This is a genomic window from Nocardia sp. NPDC023733 (assembly GCF_040639775.1).
Lineage (GTDB): Bacteria > Actinomycetota > Actinomycetes > Mycobacteriales > Mycobacteriaceae > Nocardia > Nocardia rosealba.
This window is the reverse complement of sequence record NZ_JBFAAN010000007.1, coordinates 197,553-213,742: the sequence shown is the minus strand read 5'-3', so window position 1 is coordinate 213,742 and position 16,190 is coordinate 197,553. Positions and strand designations below refer to the sequence as shown.

The window sequence follows — 16,190 nt, the reverse complement described above, 5'->3', positions numbered from 1 at the left end:
GGTTGCGAGATCGGTGGCGCTGCACTTCTTTCCTGTCGACGCCAATGGAGGAATGCACCATGCCGGAACAAGTTCCCACTCTGGAACGGGCCCGACAACTGCTGGCCAAGGTCTTCGGCCCGAATCGGGAGTTCCGGGTGGTGGAGTCCAAACACGGCTGGGTGGGTCGTGGGATCTTGACGGCGGAAGAGACGTCGCAGGGGATGGGACTCGGGCAGGGGAACTACGTCCTGAACAAACACACCGGGGTGATCACGGCGCATCGGAGCCTGCCGCCGGACCTGATCGGGGAGGAGTTCGACCAGGCGATCGACACGGGCCAACCGGTGCAGGGCAGCCGGGTATATCCCCCACTCCATCGAATTCATCTATTGAAGACCTTCGAGGACCCACAAACAGTCCAGTATCAGGTCCACGTGACGGAGCTGGAGCAACCGAACAACCCGCCGACGACGGAACTGATCACGATCGACAAGGAGACCCTGCACTTCCAGCCGAGCGGTGGACCGCTGTCACAGGCCACGGCGTGGGCCGAGATGCTCAGCAGAACGACGGGATCCTGGCCGACGGAGGAAACGATCGACCGGTAACAAGCACGGTCGACCAGCAGGGAGGGTCCGATGCAGCCGCCACAACTTCGCACAACGGAACAACTGCGGGCGTACCTGGCTCAGATCTTTCCGACCGAGGAATTCACGATAGTCGAGAGCCGTCACGCGTGGATCTGTCGCCAGATCCTGACCCCGAAGGAGATCGAGGAGGGAATGGGTCTCGGCCTGGCGAGCTACGCAGTGGACAAGACGACCGGGGTAGTCATCGCGCAGTCGAGCCTGGCGCTGGAAACGATCGGGGAGATGTACGACACGGCGATCGAGGAGGAGAGGCCGCTCCAAGCCGAGCAGGTCTACCCGCCACTGAACCGGTTGACGCTCAATCAGATCCGGGAGGACTCCGAGACGATCGAGTACCGGGTGACGGTCGAGTCGATGGAAACATCACCTCCGACCACCGAGGACCTGCATCTGACGATCAACAAGACAACCTTGGAAACCACCCCGTACACACCACTGGCACCGATGGTGGCCGCCCGAGCGGCGTGGAGCCGGGAACGCCACGGCACGTGGCCGACAACGGAGACGTTCGAGGTCTAGCGGGGTCACGCGACGCGAACTCCACTCTGCCCGCCGATAGCCAGGCGACCGTGCAACCGGAAGCGCCCAGAACCACAACAACTTCTGAGGCCTCTACTCCTACTCAGCCTGGTACGTCCCCGCACTACGGTCCCTCGCAGCAAAGCCCGCAGCTCACGCCGCACCAAGCCGCCCAAAGCGCCATCACAAGCTCTGCGGAACACAGCAGGCGGCGTCGTGACCGACTCCGAAACCGGAATCCTCAGCAATCGAACCAAGTTCAGAATGCGCGGACCAACGGACGGTTCCTCTGGGAACGGCACGACAATCAGGTCGACCAACCCATCTCGGTTATCCGACTCCGGGTCTTTATCGCCGGCAATCTCCCCCCACATATCCGTGCCGACATCGCGCATCATCTGTCCTGGATCGCTGACACTTCCTTCGCAGACCCCAACGCTTCGCTACGGTCGGGCGACCCCCTGGTCATCGATATCGTCCCGGTCGCAGACCCCGGCGAAGCAGACATGGCTGTCGACCCGAGCCAGATCACCAATCCCCAACAGCTCGAATCTGCGCTGCGCCAACACCTCGGCGTCACAACGCAACTCGGGGCACCACTGACCCTGGATGATCTTCGTTCGCTGAGTAACGATGTCGCACGGGCAAATACGAATCCCCCGGTCACCAACCCGGGGGCTCTGCGCTCGTATGGACCGCAACGGCTTCGGGGAATCGAGACACCCGCCTATCAGGCCGACCTGGAAGACCTTCTGCGAGACGGCAATTCTTTCAGCTCGGGCGCCGACCCCCGAACACACCCGTATGGCACGGCGATAAACGACGGCGGCACCAGTGTGTCGGGACGTGGGAACAACTGCTTGGACTGTTCGCTCTCAGCCCTTGCCTCGTTCTTCGGCCTTCCGCAGGTGTCGGCACCGCGATTCCCCGATCCCGCGCCGACCGGCGGAATCGACGAGCAGAGCGGCGAAAGTACCGGGCTCGACCGAGCCCGCACGTGGCTCGGGGACGGTTTGCGTTCGTTCGTCGGCGGATTGCCGATAGCGGCCCAGTATGCGGAACTTCATAATCACATCGCTGCGCTCGGGCCCGGGTCGGCCGCCCTGGTCGTCAACAGTTGGCATGCTCGCGACAGCGCGGGCAACCTGCGATACAACGGCGACGGCACGCCGGTCATCGCTGGTTCCCATGCGACGGTGATCGTGTTTCCGCCCGGTGCGACGGGACCGGTGTGGTGGGATCCGCAGCAGGGCTTCACCTCGGACACCCCGCCCGCTTGGATGGTGGACAATTCCTATTCGCTGAGCTTCACCCCGATCACTCCCTACGGAGGTACGGCCCATGGCACAACCGGTTCCAACTCTGGAGCAAGCCCAGCAGCTCCTTCGGACGGCGTTCGAATCGACCCGGGAATTCCATCTGATCGAGACCCGTCAGGGTTGGGTAGCCCACCCGGTTCCGACAGCGGAGCAAGCCGAACAGGGGATGACGGTCGGCCAGGGCAACTTCGTGATCAACAAGGCGACCGGGGTGATCACCGCGCACAGCAGCCTGCCGATGCAGATGATCGGGGAGCAGTTCGACCAGGCGATCGAGACAGGCCGACCGGTGCAGGGTCACCAGGTGTATCCCCCACTCCATCGGATCCATCTGGTGAAGACCTTCGAGGATTCACAAACAGTCCGATATCAGGTCCACGTAACGGAGCTGGAGCAACCGAACAACCCGCCGACGACCGAACTGATCACGATCGACAAGGAAACCCTGCACTTCCAGCCGAGCGGTGGACCACTGTCGCAGGCCACGGCGTGGGCCGAGATGCTCAGCAGAACGACGGGATCCTGGCCGACGGAGGAAACGATCGACCGGTAGACAGCGCACCGTCGACCGTCGAATCTCCGACTCCGCGGGAATCCTCACCCGCCAGCGACATACACGGCGCCACGAGCCCGTCGGCGACAACCCCACCGGGCCAACCGTCGCCGGTACCGCAGCAGTCGCTCGGGACGAGCCCGACGCCGTCGCATCCCCCCAACGATCAACCGGCGTTCGGGCAGACTCCATTGCCTGCAATCAGCGCAACCACGGCGACAAGCACGAATCAGTCCGCCCGTGCTCTTCGCGAGTCTCTTCGAGGGTTGCCGTCTCAGGACGGACATACGGTACCGGTCGACGCCAACCGCAGCCCATTCATCCAGCGCCCACCCGCCTATCGCATCCGCCGCTTCCACCTCGGCGGAAACCAACGGGTCGCCGTCGCCACCATCCGCGCCCACATCCCCAACGCACACCTGATGTCGCCTGCCGACCTGCGGCAGGCGATGGAGAGTATCCAGGCGCGGGTGGATGCCACCTTCAACAACGGGTCCCGACTGTTGAGTGGAGATCTACTGCTCGTCGACCTGGAGTTCACCACCGATCCGCAAGACGCAGACCTCGAGTTGGATTCGGCCCAGCACCCGAATCGCCAGGCCAACATCCTCCGCGAGCACATCGGACTGTTCCCCAGTCCACCCGGAACAATGTTGAGTCCCGATGACCTCCGAGAAATCAGCAACGACATCGCACGCGCCAACACACCGACGCCCTTCTCCGACCCGGCGGATTCCCGGGTCGTCGATCACAACCATCTCGATGACATCGAAGACTCCGCGTACCAGAACGAGGTCGAAGACCTTCTTCGCGACGGCAATTCCTTCGTCACCGGGGCCGATCCGCGCACCCACCCGTATGGGCAAGCGATCAATGACGGAGGCAGGGAAGTGCCCGGGCGGGGAAACAATTGCCTCGACTGCTCCCTGTCGGCATTGTCTTCGTTCTTCGGTCTTCCCCGTGTTTCGGCACCTCGTTGGCCAGACGTAAACGATGACGGAACACCGGATTCCCGCAGTGGTGAGGAAGACGGCAACGAGCGCGCCGCAACATGGCTCGGCCGTGATTGGGTCTCGTACTCGAGTACTTCGGGTATGCCGGTCGTCGCGCAGTACCAGGCGCTGCACAACTACATCGCCAGTCTCGGCCCCGGCTCGGCAGCCTTGGTCGCCACGGGTTGGCACGCGCGGGACCAGAACGGCGCCCGACGGTACAACCCCGATGGAACACCGGTCATCGAAGAAGGACACGCGACCGTCATCGTGTTTCCACCTGGCGCGGCCGGGCCCGTCTGGTGGGACCCTCAATCAGGTGAAACGTCCGACGTACCCCCGCCTGCCCTGCTCAAGGATGCCGGGGCGATGTGGTGCATACCCATCGACGCGAACAATGGAGGATCGAACAATGGTGCAACCAGTGCCGGACAGGGAACAGGCCCGACAGTTGCTGGCCCAAGTCTTTGGCCCGGAGAAGACGTTCAGTATCTTGGAGAGCAACCACGGCTGGGTATGCCGCGAGATGAGCTCCCAGGCCAGCACTTCACGCCAGCAGATGCCGACCCTCGGCCGAGGGAGTTTCGTGATCAACAAGCACACCGGGGTGATCACGGCGCACTCGAGCATGGGCATGACATCGATCGGCGAGGAATTCGACCAGACAACGGAAGCGGGCCTACCGCCCCAGGGCTATCAGATATATCCGAAACAGCGCCGAATCCACCTGACACGAATCTCGGAGGAACCGAACACCATCGTGTACCGGGTCGACCTGACATTCCTGGAAGCACCGGACGACCCGGGGATCACCCAGGAAGTCGAGATCACCAAGAACCCGATCCGCCACCGACCCACGGATCGGGTCTCAGCAGTGGTGACATCGTGGGCATCCATGAAGAGCCGTACCACGGGAGCCTGGCCCGCGGAGGGGACGATCGAGGAGTAGCGGGCCAACAATTCACGGTCGCCTCCGCCACACCCACACCGCAGCAAATTCAGAACGCGAACCGAGCGCGTGCGGCGCGTGCCAGTCTGCGAACACGGCAGCCGGATGGTGGTGTACAGCCAGTTGTCGAAAGCGGCAGACGTTTCACCTGGGCTCGGCACGTCAGCGCTTTCAACACCCCCGTCTCTGTACTTCGAGTCGGCCTCCGCATGGATGCCAGGGGCGTCGATCCTGCGGTGCTCGCGGCTCTCCACGCGCGGCTTCAGCTAGCCGTCGACCTCCATTTCAATGGCGGCAGTCGGTTCGCGAACGGCGACTGGGTCATGGTCGATCTCGTTCCGGTGGCGAACTCCAGTGCGGCTGATATGGAACTGCGAGTAGACAATTCAGGCCTGCCCGGCACGATCGCCCCTGAAGCCGACATGAGCGAGGTCACGGCTCACCTGCGTGCGCAATTGGGCCTCGAACCCGGGGGCGAGCAGCTTTCGCCGCATGACCTTCAGCAGCTCAGTAGCGCCATAGACCGAGCAACTTGTGCACCTCCCACACCACCATGGCTCACCGACCCGCCCGTTGGCCACGCTTCGGCGACAGTGTCCCAGCCGAACTCCCCGTTCCCATCTCCAACCCCGCCAGATTCCCGTGCACCCGAGTCGATTCCGGCTGCACGCCAGGCACCGCCTTCGACGACGAGCGGTAGTGCGCCCCGATGGCCCGCCGGCGACGGGCCGGATCAGACTTCGCGATGGATTCCGGACGGCCAGTCCTGGGGTATGGCCAGTCCCGCTCAATCACCACCGGCGGCCGGCCGACGACCGCTCTGGCGAAGGATCCTCGGGCTGCCACCGCGTACTCCCACACCGGCCGCACCCGTACAACAGCCCCATCCGACGCCCACACCAGCGGTCGTTCCAGCACCCGCTCCACCACAGCACCACAACGACGATCACCGATCGCAGTCGATCGAGGAGCAACTCGGTTCGACGGCTTACCGACCGCGACCTCCGTTCGAAACCCGCGATATGCAGAACACATACCGCGGCGAACACCTTCCGGGAAACAGCATTTGGACATCGCCGCCTTCGCACGTGGACTACCTGGATGACAACAGACGTCAAGCATTTCGCATCGAAATCCGAGGTGGACGTCTCTACAATTCGAACGGCGAACTGTTCGATACCAGAGCTGGACATTCGGTCTGGGGCGGATCCGGTCGCGCAATATTCGCGATGGACGAACACGGCAACCTGTATGCTGCACTCGAACACGCGCCCGGCGAGTTCCATCATTCCAGCTTTCTCGCCGGAGCGCCGGTCGCGGCGGCAGGCGAACTCGTCGTTGTCAACGGAGTAGTTCAGCAACTGACCGACTCCAGCGGTCATTATCGACCCGAACGAGGCCACACCTTGCAGGCCGTCAATCACCTGCAAGCATTGGGAGTGCAGCTCACTGCAGCGCAGATACGGCTCGAGGCACCGCGGTGATGAAAGGAATGTGTATGGATTACTGGGTCGGAATCGTCCAGCGAATATTCTATCGGATCCAGTTCGAGCCCGAGCTCAGCGAAGAACTGGCGAGCAGAATCGCTGAAGCGCTGGTGCTCGAACCCATCGAATACCTCACCGCCGAGATGGAGTACGAATCTCTGGCAGGCGGGCTCAACGACGGAAAGCCCCTTCCCACACTTGTTCCGATGCGCCAGACCGAACCACAGCTGCGCAACTTCATCGGCCGAGTGGTAGCACACCTGGATTCGACCCGCCCCTGGCCGACACCTGCCTTCACCAAGCTGCCGGCAGAGTATCTGGCCGAATTTGCGAATTCCCGCCCCATCGCCCGGCTCGCCCTGACCGTCGACGAAGTGTCAGCACGCCTGGCTCGGAGATTCAGTCACGACAGTGACGACGGCCCATTTCTGCTGCTGAAAATGCGCTCGGGAGAAGTCATCGGCATGTTCTCTCCATATTGGGACGACAGCACCGATGTCGTTGTCTACAGCGCCGACTCGAATCGCGATGCCACCGATATCCTCCGCGAACTCACCGACTCCGGGCGGCTCGAACCGGAACGAATCTTCGTGCTCACCGCCGAATCAGCCCAGCAAAGCGCTGGGCGATACGAGACCACGAGCATTATCCCAGCATTTCACGGTGAGAGCGAACCCGGGAATACTGTATGGGAGGGCACTCATGTGGACTACCTCGACGATACTGCGCGACGCGAGTTCCGCCTCTTCGGCTACGACGGCCTACTTCATGACAGCAAAGGCGACTTGTTCGACACGTCGGCTGCGAAAACGCTATGGACCCCCGGCGGGCGGGCAATATTCGTCATGGACCGCAATGGCGCCCTGTATTCGGCACCCTTTCACCTTCTCGGCAAATTCCACCATTCCAGTTTTCTGGCGGGAGCGCCGGTAGGGGGTGCGGGAGAGATCGAGGCAAAAGCTGGCGTAGTGCGCCTGATCAGTGACCACAGCACTCATTACCAGCCGACTCGGAAATACACTCGGCAAGTCTTGGACAGTCTTCGCCGTCAAGGTGTGGACACGACACCGATCGTAGTCGAGCACCATTCGGCCGAGTAATGAACTGAGCGCCCACCGCGAGCTTCGGGCCCACCCACCGCAGTTACCCCGCTAGCCGACCCGGCTGTCGCGGCGGCGGACATTGGTTCAATGCGCTCAATGTGGAAGGGGTGCACATTGATGCCGACGGAGACCACCTGAGAGAAAGCGAACTTCCATGATCGAGGAATCGCAGGCCAGAGAAATTGCGCAAGCCTTTCTGGGGTCGGACGAGTTCAGTCTCAATGAATTCAGTTCCGGCTGGCGTGTCGTACCGCGTACACAGAATAAGGGTTCAACCCCGTTGGTTGTGGAACGCGAAAAAGGAGAAGTACGTCAATTCCCTTCCTCCATCCCTCCGATGCGGATCGAGACCAGATATGTAGACGTACGACACCTCGGACACACCATTGTGACCGAGGCCTAGCGACAAATCTCCGACCGATGAACCCGAACCGGACGAAGCGATCAACGAACTGCTGTCGACCACACGAATTGACCCGGCAAAGGTCACACCGTTGTCGACCGAAGACCTAGAGCCGTTCACCGACCAGTGAGAGCGAGAGGCGGGGATGAATCGCCCTGAGTTGCGGCGACATCGGCGATCTATGGTCGCCAGCCCCATAGAGGACACCCATTGGCAGTAGTATCATCAATGTTACTAACATCAATGATACGGAGGGTCTATGGACTTCGTCGGCCGATGGCGCGAGTTGCGAACCCTCGATGAGGCGTTGGACGGGGTTCGTGCCTCGATCGGCACCGCGAAACCGGGGCGCTGCCTCATCCTGCGTGGCCGTCGGCGGATCGGGAAGTCCGCTCTGGTCGAGGAGTTCACTCAGCGCAGCGGTGTACCAAATGTGTTCTACACCAGCGAGATCGGGCTGGGCGCCGATCCGCTCGCCGAGTTCTCCGACACGGTTGTCCGCTCCACGCTGCCGGAGGCCGAGATCTTCGCCGAGGCGTTGCCTGCCAATTGGACAGCCGGCCTGCGCCAGCTCGCGGGCATCCTGCCCGATGACCAACCGAGCATTGTCGTTCTCGACGAACTGCCTTACCTGATGGACGAGGCCGGCGCGTTCGAGAGTGTCTTGCAGCGTGCGTGGGACCGCGAACTGTGCCGTAAGCCGGTGCTCTTGATCCTGATCGGCTCGGATCTCGCGATGATGCAAGCGCTCACATCCTATGGCCGCCCGTTTCACCAGCGTGGCTCCGAAATGCGGCTAGGACCGCTCGACCCCGCCGATGTCGCTACCATGATCGGGGCAGAGCCCGCCCCTGCGTTCGACGCCGCCCTGATCACCGGTGGTCTGCCCATCATCTGCGCACGGTGGCGGGCAGGCGAGGACATGTGGAAGTTCCTGGAGCGCGAGCTGGCCGACCCGGTCAGTCCGCTGGTCGTCTCGGCGCAACTGTCGTTGGCCGCCGAATTTCCTGAGCACACACTGGCACGCCAGGTCCTTTCGGCGATCGGTAGCGGGGAACGCACGTTCGCCAATATCGCCCGAGCAGCAGGGGGCCTGGCGTCAACGAGCCTGACGCGCGCACTGAGCCTCTTGGTGGCCAAAGGAATTGTCGCCGCGGAGCTGCCCGTCAGCTTGACTCCGTCGAAGGACCGCCGTTACCGGATCACCGACTCGTATCTACGATTCTGGCTGACATTCCTCGGTCCCTACCTTCCCGAATTGGACCGGCTGCGCGCCGATCTCACTCTGCACAGGATTCGCCGCGGCTGGTCGAGTTGGCGTGGGCGCGCGGTGGAGCCGCTGATTCGCGAGTCGCTCTCCCGGCTCCTACCGGCCGAGGGCCTACCGGCCGTCCCCGTGATCGGCGGGTACTGGACCCGGACCAACGACGTGGAGATCGATATCGTTGGCGCCGACCGGGAGCCTGTAGCCCAGGAGTTGGCGTTCCTCGGTTCCATCAAATGGCTCGAGAACTCCCCCTTCGACGTCCATGACCTGACTGACCTGCAGAACCACCGGTTTCGGTTGACGGATGCGGCGATCCCGCTGATCGCTGTCAGCCGTTCCGGGTTCGCCACAGACCACCTCGCTGCCGGCTTCGGTCCCGCGGATCTGCTCGCGGCCTGGCAGCCGCCCGGAGGTCGATGAGGGTTCGACTTCGCCCGGCTCAGTCAGGGTTTCCCGGGACCGAATACAAATAGAGGGCGGGGGCTGCCGGTTGATCGAGGGAACCGGTTGGGGTCGGGGTGCGTCTAAGTTTGTAGCGGCGGGATTCTGCCGTGGGCGATCAGGTAGGAGTGCTGTGCGTAGCGTTGTGGTGATGCGGGCCGTGGTGTGTGGCGCGGTCGGGGCGGCTGTGCTTGCCGGGTGTGGGGAGAGCACTGAGGGGTCGGCCGGGCCTACTACGACGGTGCGGGATCCGGACACTATCGAGGTGTTCAACCCGTGCCGGGGGGCGTTGTCGGATGAGGTGCTCACCAGCGTCGGTCTCGACCCGTCGACCAAAGGCGTGTTGACCGACCCGCCGGCTGGTGTTTCGGCTTGGCGCGTCTGCAATTGGATCCCGCTCGATGATCGCTACGGCTCGGGAAAGCGCACGGTCGGTGTGTTCTCGACCAGTCACACACTGGATGACGCGCGGAAGAAGGCCAGCGCTGTGGTCATCCGCGAGACCTCTGTCAACGAGCGAGCGGGACTGGTGTCCAAGGAGTCGAGCGACCCCGATGCCTGCTTTGTGTCCTTCGAGGCCGAACAGGGAATGTTCGAGGTCCGCACCTCCTGGTTGAGTACTGAAGGCCCCCGGGTCGGGGATCTGTGTGAGATGTCGGAAAAATACGCGGCGGCACTCGAGCCGCACTTGCCGAAGTAGGTTGGGGGCGCAGATGACACAGGACCACGCCAATTACTGGCAGACCATGAAGACCCAGGCGATCAACGGGGAGTTCAAACTAGAGGAAGATTTGGGGCAAGCTCTCGCCGCTGTGGTCGATCAGTACGTGACCGATCTCGAGCGGCAGCGGGACTTCGCTCGTTCTCTCGTGCGCCTGACCGGCTGGGGAAGCCTCCCCTCCGCCGACGCGATCCGCGGCAAATACGAGAACAAAGCTGTAGCCGGTGGCTCGCACGACCCCGACGACTCCGCCGTGAAACGCCTGGATCAACACATCGCCATCGCGCGCGACCAGCGCGACACCTTCCTCGCCGCCATCGGCAAGCTGCAGGCTGTCGATCAGCAGTCCGCGGGCGCGATCGGCAATGCGGGGGCGGGGATCTGATGGGGTTCTGGGATCCCCTCGAGTCGGTCGGCATGGGTGTCTTCCACGTGGGCACTCTCGGAATCTTCAAGGTGCTCGACAACCATGACCGTTCCGACAACGCCGACGAACAACGGCGTGCTCTCGATGACCAGGGCAAGCTGACGTGGGAGGGCGACCGCACCATCATCGGCGACGAGTGGGCGCGGTTGCGTGCGGGCGCGGATGTCACCATGCAGGAGGCTGCGGTGAAGGATCCCGAGCCGTTCAGCGACTGGCCGCATCAGCGGATCTGGGAGGCCTTGCAGGGCAAGGACGGTCAGGGCGGGGTCGATGCCGGGCAGATCAATGCGACGGCCGACGGTTGGCGTCGGCTCACCACCGGCACGGAAACCGCTGTCAACAACTACCGCACCAACTTCGAACGGGTGTTGACCGAAAAGTGGTCCGGCGCTTCGGGTTCCGCGGCCATCGAGGCGGTGAAGAGTTACACCACCGAGGCTGCCAAGCTGCCGACCACCTTCCAGATGGTCGCCAACGGTATCGACTACATGGAAGGCCTTCTCGGACAAGCGAAAATCGCCATCCCGAAACCGGAAGAGGTCAGCGCCTTCGACGAGTTCGTCGGCCATATCCCGGGCAACGGTACGGTCAAGGCCGCTCAGCATCGGGCGAACGAAGCGGAGGCGGACGCTCGGCTGTTCATGATCGGCACCTATCAGCCGGGTGCGCTCACCGTCGACCAGCAAACTCCGGTGCTACCCCTCCCCCGGAACAATGTCACGGATCCGGGCGGCGGAGTGCCGGGTGACGGTCCGGCGGGAGATCCGAACGGCGGGGGCGACAACACCGACAACGGTGGCGGCGCGTCGACGAATCCTGCTGGTACGCCGGAGAATCCAACCGCCGAGACCCCGCAGTCGACCACTCCCGGCGATGATCAAGCGGACGACGACACCGACGACGACTCGACCAGCCCGGCAGGCACTGAGTCACCGGCCACAACGCCCGCTACGACGCCGACGACGACACCGGCCACACCCGGCGACAGCAAACTCGGGTCTCCCGGAGCCGGGTCTCCCGGCTCAGGATCGCCGGGGTCTGGATCGCCCGGCTCGGGCGTGCCCGGTGGTTCCGGAGTACCGGCCGCAGGACGCTCCGTCGCGGGAACACCGGGAGCCGCAGGGGCGCAGAACTCCGGCGCTCGTGCGGGGGCGTCGGCGGCGGGTGCGCGCGGTATGAGCGGGATGCCCGGCATGATGGGCGGCGGTGGAAGGGGCGGTGGGCGTGACGACGAGAACGAGCACACCACCCCGGACTACCTCATCCATGATCGCGAGCACGAACTCATCGGGCAGTTGCCGCCCACGCTGCCGCCGGGTGGGGTGATCGGCGCATGAGCCGACCCCAAGCACCGGCTCTTGATCACACCTGGGTGCTCGATCCACATGCCTTCGCCATCGGGCTGGAAGCGCACGGCCGGGACCGGATGCCGTACCCGCTGACCTTCCAGCCCGAATTCGCCGAGACCATGGGAATCCACCGGCGGCGGCGGGAAGCTGCCCGGCACCGGTTGGTGCAGGTGTACGACGCGGTTCTGGACAGGGTGTTCCGGGCCGTTCTCGAGCCCGAGGTCCGGGTGGAGATCCAGGGCTTACACGGACCGGGCCAGGCCGAGGTCGTGCGCGTTTATGCGGGCATCGTCGAGGATCACGCGGCGTTGGCCGTTCAGGCCCCGGGGCCGACGCGCGAGCAAGGCGGCGACATCACGCTCTCCGTCGTCCCGCTGGGCGATCTGGCAGTGGCTATCGTCGCGAAACTGCCACGCCTGCAAGGTGGTTCGACACAGCGTTTCGAGGGCAGGCGCAGCGATCTCGAAGCGGCCACCTTCGCTCGCCACCCCACCCGCCTGTCCCCGGTCGAGCACACGCAACGCTTCTTCCGGCGCCCCCGAATCGGCACGGGCGAGATCACCGTTTTCCCTGGGTTCCAGGTCGATTCCCGGCCCACTTCCGACGGCAAAGCGTTCCTCTGGCTCGACTACCCCGATGACGGCCGCTACCTCCTGCAACACCACGACGCCGACAATTTCACGGTGATCCCCGGCCCACCCGCCGAGTTGGAGCATCGTCTCTCCAGGCACATAGCCATCTTCACCGATCGCAGATGAACCCTCACCGTCGATCGGATTCGACGCGGCGGGTGTAGCCGTGGGGCCTGCGCGTGTCAGGCAGCGGGAGTGCCGTCCCAGGTGACGAGTTTCCAGCCCTTCGCGGGGCTGCCCTTGACGACTACGCGCCCGGTATTGCGGATGGGGTCGGACTGCAGTTTGGTCATGTCGGGGTTGCTGACGGTCATGAGGGTCCAGACCATGATGGAGCCGCCGTGGGAGAAGATCGTGGCGCGCTTGTCGCCGCGGTCCTGGATGTCCTGGATGGAGTCGTCCACGCGCTTTTTGAATTCGTAGCCGTTGATCGAGCCGGGAATGCGGGCGTCGAGGTTGCCTTGCATCCACTGGACCGGTGCGGCGAAGTAGTTCGCCATCGCGTCCTTCTCGGGTGTGCCTTCGTAGATTCCGGCTTCGATTTCGTGGAAGCCCTCCTCGACGACAACGGGGCGGTCGCACAGTTCCGAGGTGGGCAGTGCGGTCTGCTGTGTGCGCACCATCGTCGAGGCGTAGACGCCGTCGAACTTGCAGTCGGCCAGGCGTAGCGCGGCCGCGGCGGCTTGCTCCCAGCCCTTTTCGGTGAGGTCGGGGCCGGGCACGGACGTGTCGATCAGGCCGGATGCGTTGCCGGCCGATTCGGCGTGGCGGACGAAGGTGAGGGTCATTTCACCTGTCTGCGGTGCGGCGGCCGCATTACCGCCGCCGGCTGTGATGACGGCAACCGCGGCGATGACCACGGACAGACGTGACGCGATCTGGGGCATAGGGACTCCTCGAGTAACCGGTGTGGGCCCACGCTGGTGCATGAATGCGACCCGATCCGGGACGGTAGGTTCGCGGCCGACCGGTCACCACGTCGTCTCCCGATGAACGGCACGTTATCTACTTTTCGCGAGGACCCGGTAGACGAAGACGATCTGCCAGAGGCCGATGAACAGTGTCGGGAGGCGTTCGTAGAAGCCGGCCGCCGATTGGGCACCGGCCGGTGTCGATTCCACGGCGGCGAAGAAGGCTCCGACCGCTGCTAGCGACAACACGGCGGTGGCGAAGGAGAAGGCCGACCACAGGCGGGCGTGGCGGGACACGGTGGTGAGGGCCGCTACGGGAAAGGCCGTGAACACGACGAGGGCGCCGAGGTTGTGGATGCTGCCGGTCGCGGTGACGACCGTGGGGGCTCCTTCGGGGAAACCGAGCACCGGGTCGGTGGGGAAGAACCCGATGACGATCAGCCCGGCGGCGGCGACCAGCAGGGCGAGGTACCCGGCGGTGCGCAGGGACGCGGTGCGGCGGAGCCCTTCGGCGAAGAGCACCGTCAGGATGCCGTAGAGGACGAAGTTGCTGTTCTGGATCCAGCCGTGGGGGGCCAGGCTGAGGGCGCTGATGGTGTCGTGGGAGGAGTCGTAGCCGGCCTGGAGTGCGCCGTTGATCAGATAGCCGAGGACGAAGACGGCCGGACCGAAGGCGCCCGCCACCAGCAGATGTGTACTGCGTATGCTCACAGATACAAAGTACACATCTCGTGCGTACTAAGTACACATCAGGAGCGGAACAGGCGTGACTTCTCTCTGGGAACGGCTGACAGAGGCCGACCGGCTCGCAGGTAAACCCTTGTCGGCCAGGCGAATTGCGGAGACCGCCGTGGCGGTGGCCGACGTCGACGGGCTCGACGCCATCACGATGCGCCGGCTCGCCACGGAACTCGGGGTGGCGCCGATGGCGGCCTACCGGCATGTGGCGGGCAAGGACGAGGTGCTGGAACTGATGGTCGACCTCGTCTACGGCGAGGTCGACTGCACGGCCGGTGACGGCTGGCGCGCGACGCTGCGTGAGCTGGCGACGGCCCTTCAGGCGCTGATCCTGCGACATCCGTGGCTCACCCGGCTCACCGCGCCGGAGCTCGTCTACGAGCTCACACCCAACCGCATGGCCCTGACCGAGCACGCCTTGACCGCGCTCCACGACGACCTCGGCCTCGACCTCGATACGGCGATGGCGGCCGCGCGAACGGTTTTCGCGTATGTGCAGGGTGCGACCGGTGCCGAGATCGGCCTACGCGCGCTCATGGACGATCGCGGCTGGACCACCGGCGCACAGGCGCGCACCGGCCTGTCCACCCAGATGACCTGGCTGCTCGGCACCGGCCGCTATCCGACCTTCCAGCGCTATGTGCACGAGGCACGGCGCAAGGACGACCTGCGCTGGCAGTTCGATACCGGCCTCGAGCAGGCCCTCGACGGCATCGAAGCGCGTCGGTGACCTACTTGCCGCGCAGGCCGAAGGGGTTGCCGTCGGGATCGGCGAGGGTGCAGATGCGGAGGTCGGGGGCAACTGTCTGCGGGCCCGATTTTTCGGTGGCTCCTGCGGCGAGCAGGGCGTTTCGGGTGGCGTCGAGGTCGTCGACGTCGGTCATCGCGACCGGTCCGGTGGCGCGGTCGCCCTGGGGGTTGAGGCTGATCTCGAAGCCGTTGACGTTGTAACCGACGTAGTAGGGCTGGTCGGTGTGGGGTTGGCCGTAGAGGGCCGTATAGACCTTTTTGGCGGCTTCCAGGTCGGAGACGGGAATGACGACGGCGCCGATGGCGGGACTCATATTCTTCCTTCCGAAAAACAGCGGAACTGCGTCGAATGGAAAACGGTCGGCAACCAGCGTAACCAGTGGTCAGCCCGAAATGCGGCAGCCGGGCGTGATCGCGGATATGCCCTGGCGTTATCGGCCGGGGGCGGGTGTGAGCATGCCGCGGTCGATGATCAGTTCCGTATCCGGTGTGAGGAAGCCCTGCGCGCCGAAATCGATCAAGGGTTGCGGATGGAACCACTCGACGCGGTGGACCGGACGGGAGCCGACGAGGAACAAGGAATTCGGGTAGTGGACCCTTTCGTAGAAGGGGTCGAAGGTCGGGATGCCGTTCACACACATATTCGGATCGTCGATGCCTGCGGCCGCGAGGATCTTTTCCGGGGCCGCGCCTGGTCGGAGCGGGATCATGCGGTCCCATTCCGGCGACCAGCCTGCGCGGCGGCCGATCTCGCGCATCGTGATCGGCACCTCACGCACGGTCACCACGTCGCGGACCTTGTCTTGCAGCGCGACGAAGTTACCCAACTGGCTTTCGTTCGTCTGCACGTTCAATGTTCCCGACGGACAGTGCGGCTCTGCCGTACCGGTTACGGCGCACGACGTGAGCATCAAGGACAAAGCGAAAAACCCCGCGACTACGCGCACCACATTCCTCCCCTGAACGGCCCGCCAACTCTACCGGCCCACCGGCATCG

General features: G+C 64.1%; 17 protein-coding genes and 2 pseudogenes. 14 read left to right on the top strand and 5 right to left on the bottom strand.

Features of this window, described 5'->3' with window-relative positions; all coding sequences use genetic code 11:
* Nucleotides 1-59 precede the first annotated feature (59 nt).
* The 4 genes and pseudogenes from AB0F86_RS24740 to AB0F86_RS24725 all read left to right on the top strand — a co-directional run bounded on the left by AB0F86_RS24740 (nt 60) and on the right by AB0F86_RS24725 (nt 3,023).
* A complete protein-coding gene (locus AB0F86_RS24740; RefSeq protein ID WP_356986032.1) occupies nt 60-590 on the top strand; it encodes a hypothetical protein in 531 nt (176 codons plus the stop codon).
* Nucleotides 591-620: 30 nt separating this feature from the next.
* Nucleotides 621-1,151, top strand: a complete 531-nt coding sequence (locus AB0F86_RS24735) for a hypothetical protein (RefSeq protein WP_356986033.1) — start codon at nt 621-623, stop codon at nt 1,149-1,151.
* A gap of 506 nt (nt 1,152-1,657) precedes the next feature.
* Nucleotides 1,658-2,392 (top strand): annotated as a pseudogene (locus AB0F86_RS24730) (toxin glutamine deamidase domain-containing protein); the annotation flags it as partial.
* A gap of 100 nt (nt 2,393-2,492) precedes the next feature.
* Entirely contained in the window at nt 2,493-3,023 is a 531-nt protein-coding gene (locus tag AB0F86_RS24725; RefSeq protein ID WP_356986034.1) for a hypothetical protein, read from the top strand.
* Between the two features lie 515 nt (nt 3,024-3,538).
* Here the strand turns inward: AB0F86_RS24725 and AB0F86_RS24720 are convergent.
* Entirely contained in the window at nt 3,539-3,877 is a 339-nt protein-coding gene (locus AB0F86_RS24720) for a hypothetical protein (RefSeq protein WP_356986035.1), read from the bottom strand.
* Between the two features lie 36 nt (nt 3,878-3,913).
* Between AB0F86_RS24720 and AB0F86_RS24715 the strand changes: the two are divergent.
* The 9 genes and pseudogenes from AB0F86_RS24715 to AB0F86_RS24675 form a co-directional block, all read left to right on the top strand.
* A pseudogene (locus tag AB0F86_RS24715) lies at nt 3,914-4,324 on the top strand (toxin glutamine deamidase domain-containing protein); the annotation flags it as partial.
* Between the two features lie 184 nt (nt 4,325-4,508).
* Entirely contained in the window at nt 4,509-4,964 is a 456-nt protein-coding gene (locus AB0F86_RS24710; RefSeq protein WP_356986036.1) for a hypothetical protein, read from the top strand.
* 1,088 nt (nt 4,965-6,052) lie between these two features.
* Nucleotides 6,053-6,448 (top strand): hypothetical protein, encoded by a 396-nt coding sequence (locus tag AB0F86_RS24705; RefSeq protein WP_356986037.1) that lies wholly within the window; start codon nt 6,053-6,055, stop codon nt 6,446-6,448.
* A 14-nt stretch (nt 6,449-6,462) separates the two neighbouring features.
* Nucleotides 6,463-7,551, top strand: coding sequence for a hypothetical protein (locus AB0F86_RS24700; protein ID WP_356985933.1), 1,089 nt, complete (start codon nt 6,463-6,465; stop codon nt 7,549-7,551).
* A gap of 665 nt (nt 7,552-8,216) precedes the next feature.
* Nucleotides 8,217-9,644: an ATP-binding protein gene (locus tag AB0F86_RS24695; protein WP_356985934.1), complete on the top strand. Its 1,428-nt coding sequence runs from the start codon at nt 8,217-8,219 to the stop codon at nt 9,642-9,644.
* A 172-nt stretch (nt 9,645-9,816) separates the two neighbouring features.
* The gene (locus AB0F86_RS24690; RefSeq protein ID WP_356986024.1) at nt 9,817-10,365 is read left to right on the top strand and encodes a DUF3558 domain-containing protein; all 549 of its coding nucleotides are present in this window, start codon (nt 9,817-9,819) and stop codon (nt 10,363-10,365) included.
* 46 nt (nt 10,366-10,411) lie between these two features.
* Nucleotides 10,412-10,771, top strand: coding sequence for a hypothetical protein (locus AB0F86_RS24685; RefSeq protein ID WP_356985935.1), 360 nt, complete (start codon nt 10,412-10,414; stop codon nt 10,769-10,771).
* Nucleotides 10,771-12,150, top strand: a complete 1,380-nt coding sequence (locus tag AB0F86_RS24680) for a hypothetical protein (protein WP_356985936.1) — start codon at nt 10,771-10,773, stop codon at nt 12,148-12,150. The genes AB0F86_RS24685 and AB0F86_RS24680 overlap by 1 nt, the downstream gene beginning before the upstream one ends.
* On the top strand, nt 12,147-12,920 hold the full coding sequence (locus AB0F86_RS24675; protein ID WP_356985937.1) for an ESX secretion-associated protein EspG: 774 nt from the start codon (nt 12,147-12,149) through the stop codon (nt 12,918-12,920). Before AB0F86_RS24680 ends, AB0F86_RS24675 begins: the two co-directional genes overlap by 4 nt.
* A gap of 56 nt (nt 12,921-12,976) precedes the next feature.
* On the opposite strand, the gene AB0F86_RS24670 is transcribed toward AB0F86_RS24675, so the two are convergent.
* Nucleotides 12,977-13,681, bottom strand: coding sequence for a histidine phosphatase family protein (locus tag AB0F86_RS24670; RefSeq protein ID WP_356985938.1), 705 nt, complete (start codon nt 13,679-13,681; stop codon nt 12,977-12,979).
* A 114-nt stretch (nt 13,682-13,795) separates the two neighbouring features.
* Nucleotides 13,796-14,416, bottom strand: coding sequence for a DUF998 domain-containing protein (locus AB0F86_RS24665; protein ID WP_356985939.1), 621 nt, complete (start codon nt 14,414-14,416; stop codon nt 13,796-13,798).
* 55 nt (nt 14,417-14,471) lie between these two features.
* Here AB0F86_RS24665 and AB0F86_RS24660 point away from each other — a divergent pair, with 55 nt between their 5' ends.
* Nucleotides 14,472-15,173, top strand: a complete 702-nt coding sequence (locus AB0F86_RS24660) for a TetR/AcrR family transcriptional regulator (protein ID WP_356985940.1) — start codon at nt 14,472-14,474, stop codon at nt 15,171-15,173.
* Between the two features lies 1 nt (nt 15,174).
* On the opposite strand, the gene AB0F86_RS24655 is transcribed toward AB0F86_RS24660, so the two are convergent.
* Together AB0F86_RS24655 and AB0F86_RS24650 are read right to left on the bottom strand one after the other, a co-directional pair.
* On the bottom strand, nt 15,175-15,507 hold the full coding sequence (locus tag AB0F86_RS24655) for a VOC family protein (protein ID WP_067491115.1): 333 nt from the start codon (nt 15,505-15,507) through the stop codon (nt 15,175-15,177).
* A 117-nt stretch (nt 15,508-15,624) separates the two neighbouring features.
* Nucleotides 15,625-16,140 carry a hypothetical protein gene (locus AB0F86_RS24650; RefSeq protein ID WP_356985941.1) on the bottom strand — a complete coding sequence of 172 codons (516 nt, stop codon included), beginning with the start codon at nt 16,138-16,140 and terminating at the stop codon, nt 15,625-15,627.
* Nucleotides 16,141-16,190 lie beyond the last annotated feature (50 nt).

Excerpts from the sequence above, each read along its gene's own strand:
- AB0F86_RS24670 (WP_356985938.1), bottom strand. The coding sequence starts at position 13,681 with ATGCCCCAGATCGCGTCACGTCTGTCCGTGGTCATCGCCGCGGTTGCC.
- AB0F86_RS24655 (WP_067491115.1), bottom strand. The coding sequence starts at position 15,507 with ATGAGTCCCGCCATCGGCGCCGTCGTCATTCCCGTCTCCGACCTGGAA.
- AB0F86_RS24695 (WP_356985934.1), top strand. The coding sequence starts at position 8,217 with ATGGACTTCGTCGGCCGATGGCGCGAGTTGCGAACCCTCGATGAGGCG.
- AB0F86_RS24675 (WP_356985937.1), top strand. The coding sequence starts at position 12,147 with ATGAGCCGACCCCAAGCACCGGCTCTTGATCACACCTGGGTGCTCGAT.
- AB0F86_RS24740 (WP_356986032.1), top strand. The coding sequence starts at position 60 with ATGCCGGAACAAGTTCCCACTCTGGAACGGGCCCGACAACTGCTGGCC.
- AB0F86_RS24700 (WP_356985933.1), top strand. The coding sequence starts at position 6,463 with ATGGATTACTGGGTCGGAATCGTCCAGCGAATATTCTATCGGATCCAG.
- AB0F86_RS24685 (WP_356985935.1), top strand. The coding sequence starts at position 10,412 with ATGAAGACCCAGGCGATCAACGGGGAGTTCAAACTAGAGGAAGATTTG.
- AB0F86_RS24725 (WP_356986034.1), top strand. The coding sequence starts at position 2,493 with ATGGCACAACCGGTTCCAACTCTGGAGCAAGCCCAGCAGCTCCTTCGG.
- AB0F86_RS24680 (WP_356985936.1), top strand. The coding sequence starts at position 10,771 with ATGGGGTTCTGGGATCCCCTCGAGTCGGTCGGCATGGGTGTCTTCCAC.
- AB0F86_RS24735 (WP_356986033.1), top strand. The coding sequence starts at position 621 with ATGCAGCCGCCACAACTTCGCACAACGGAACAACTGCGGGCGTACCTG.
- AB0F86_RS24690 (WP_356986024.1), top strand. The coding sequence starts at position 9,817 with ATGCGGGCCGTGGTGTGTGGCGCGGTCGGGGCGGCTGTGCTTGCCGGG.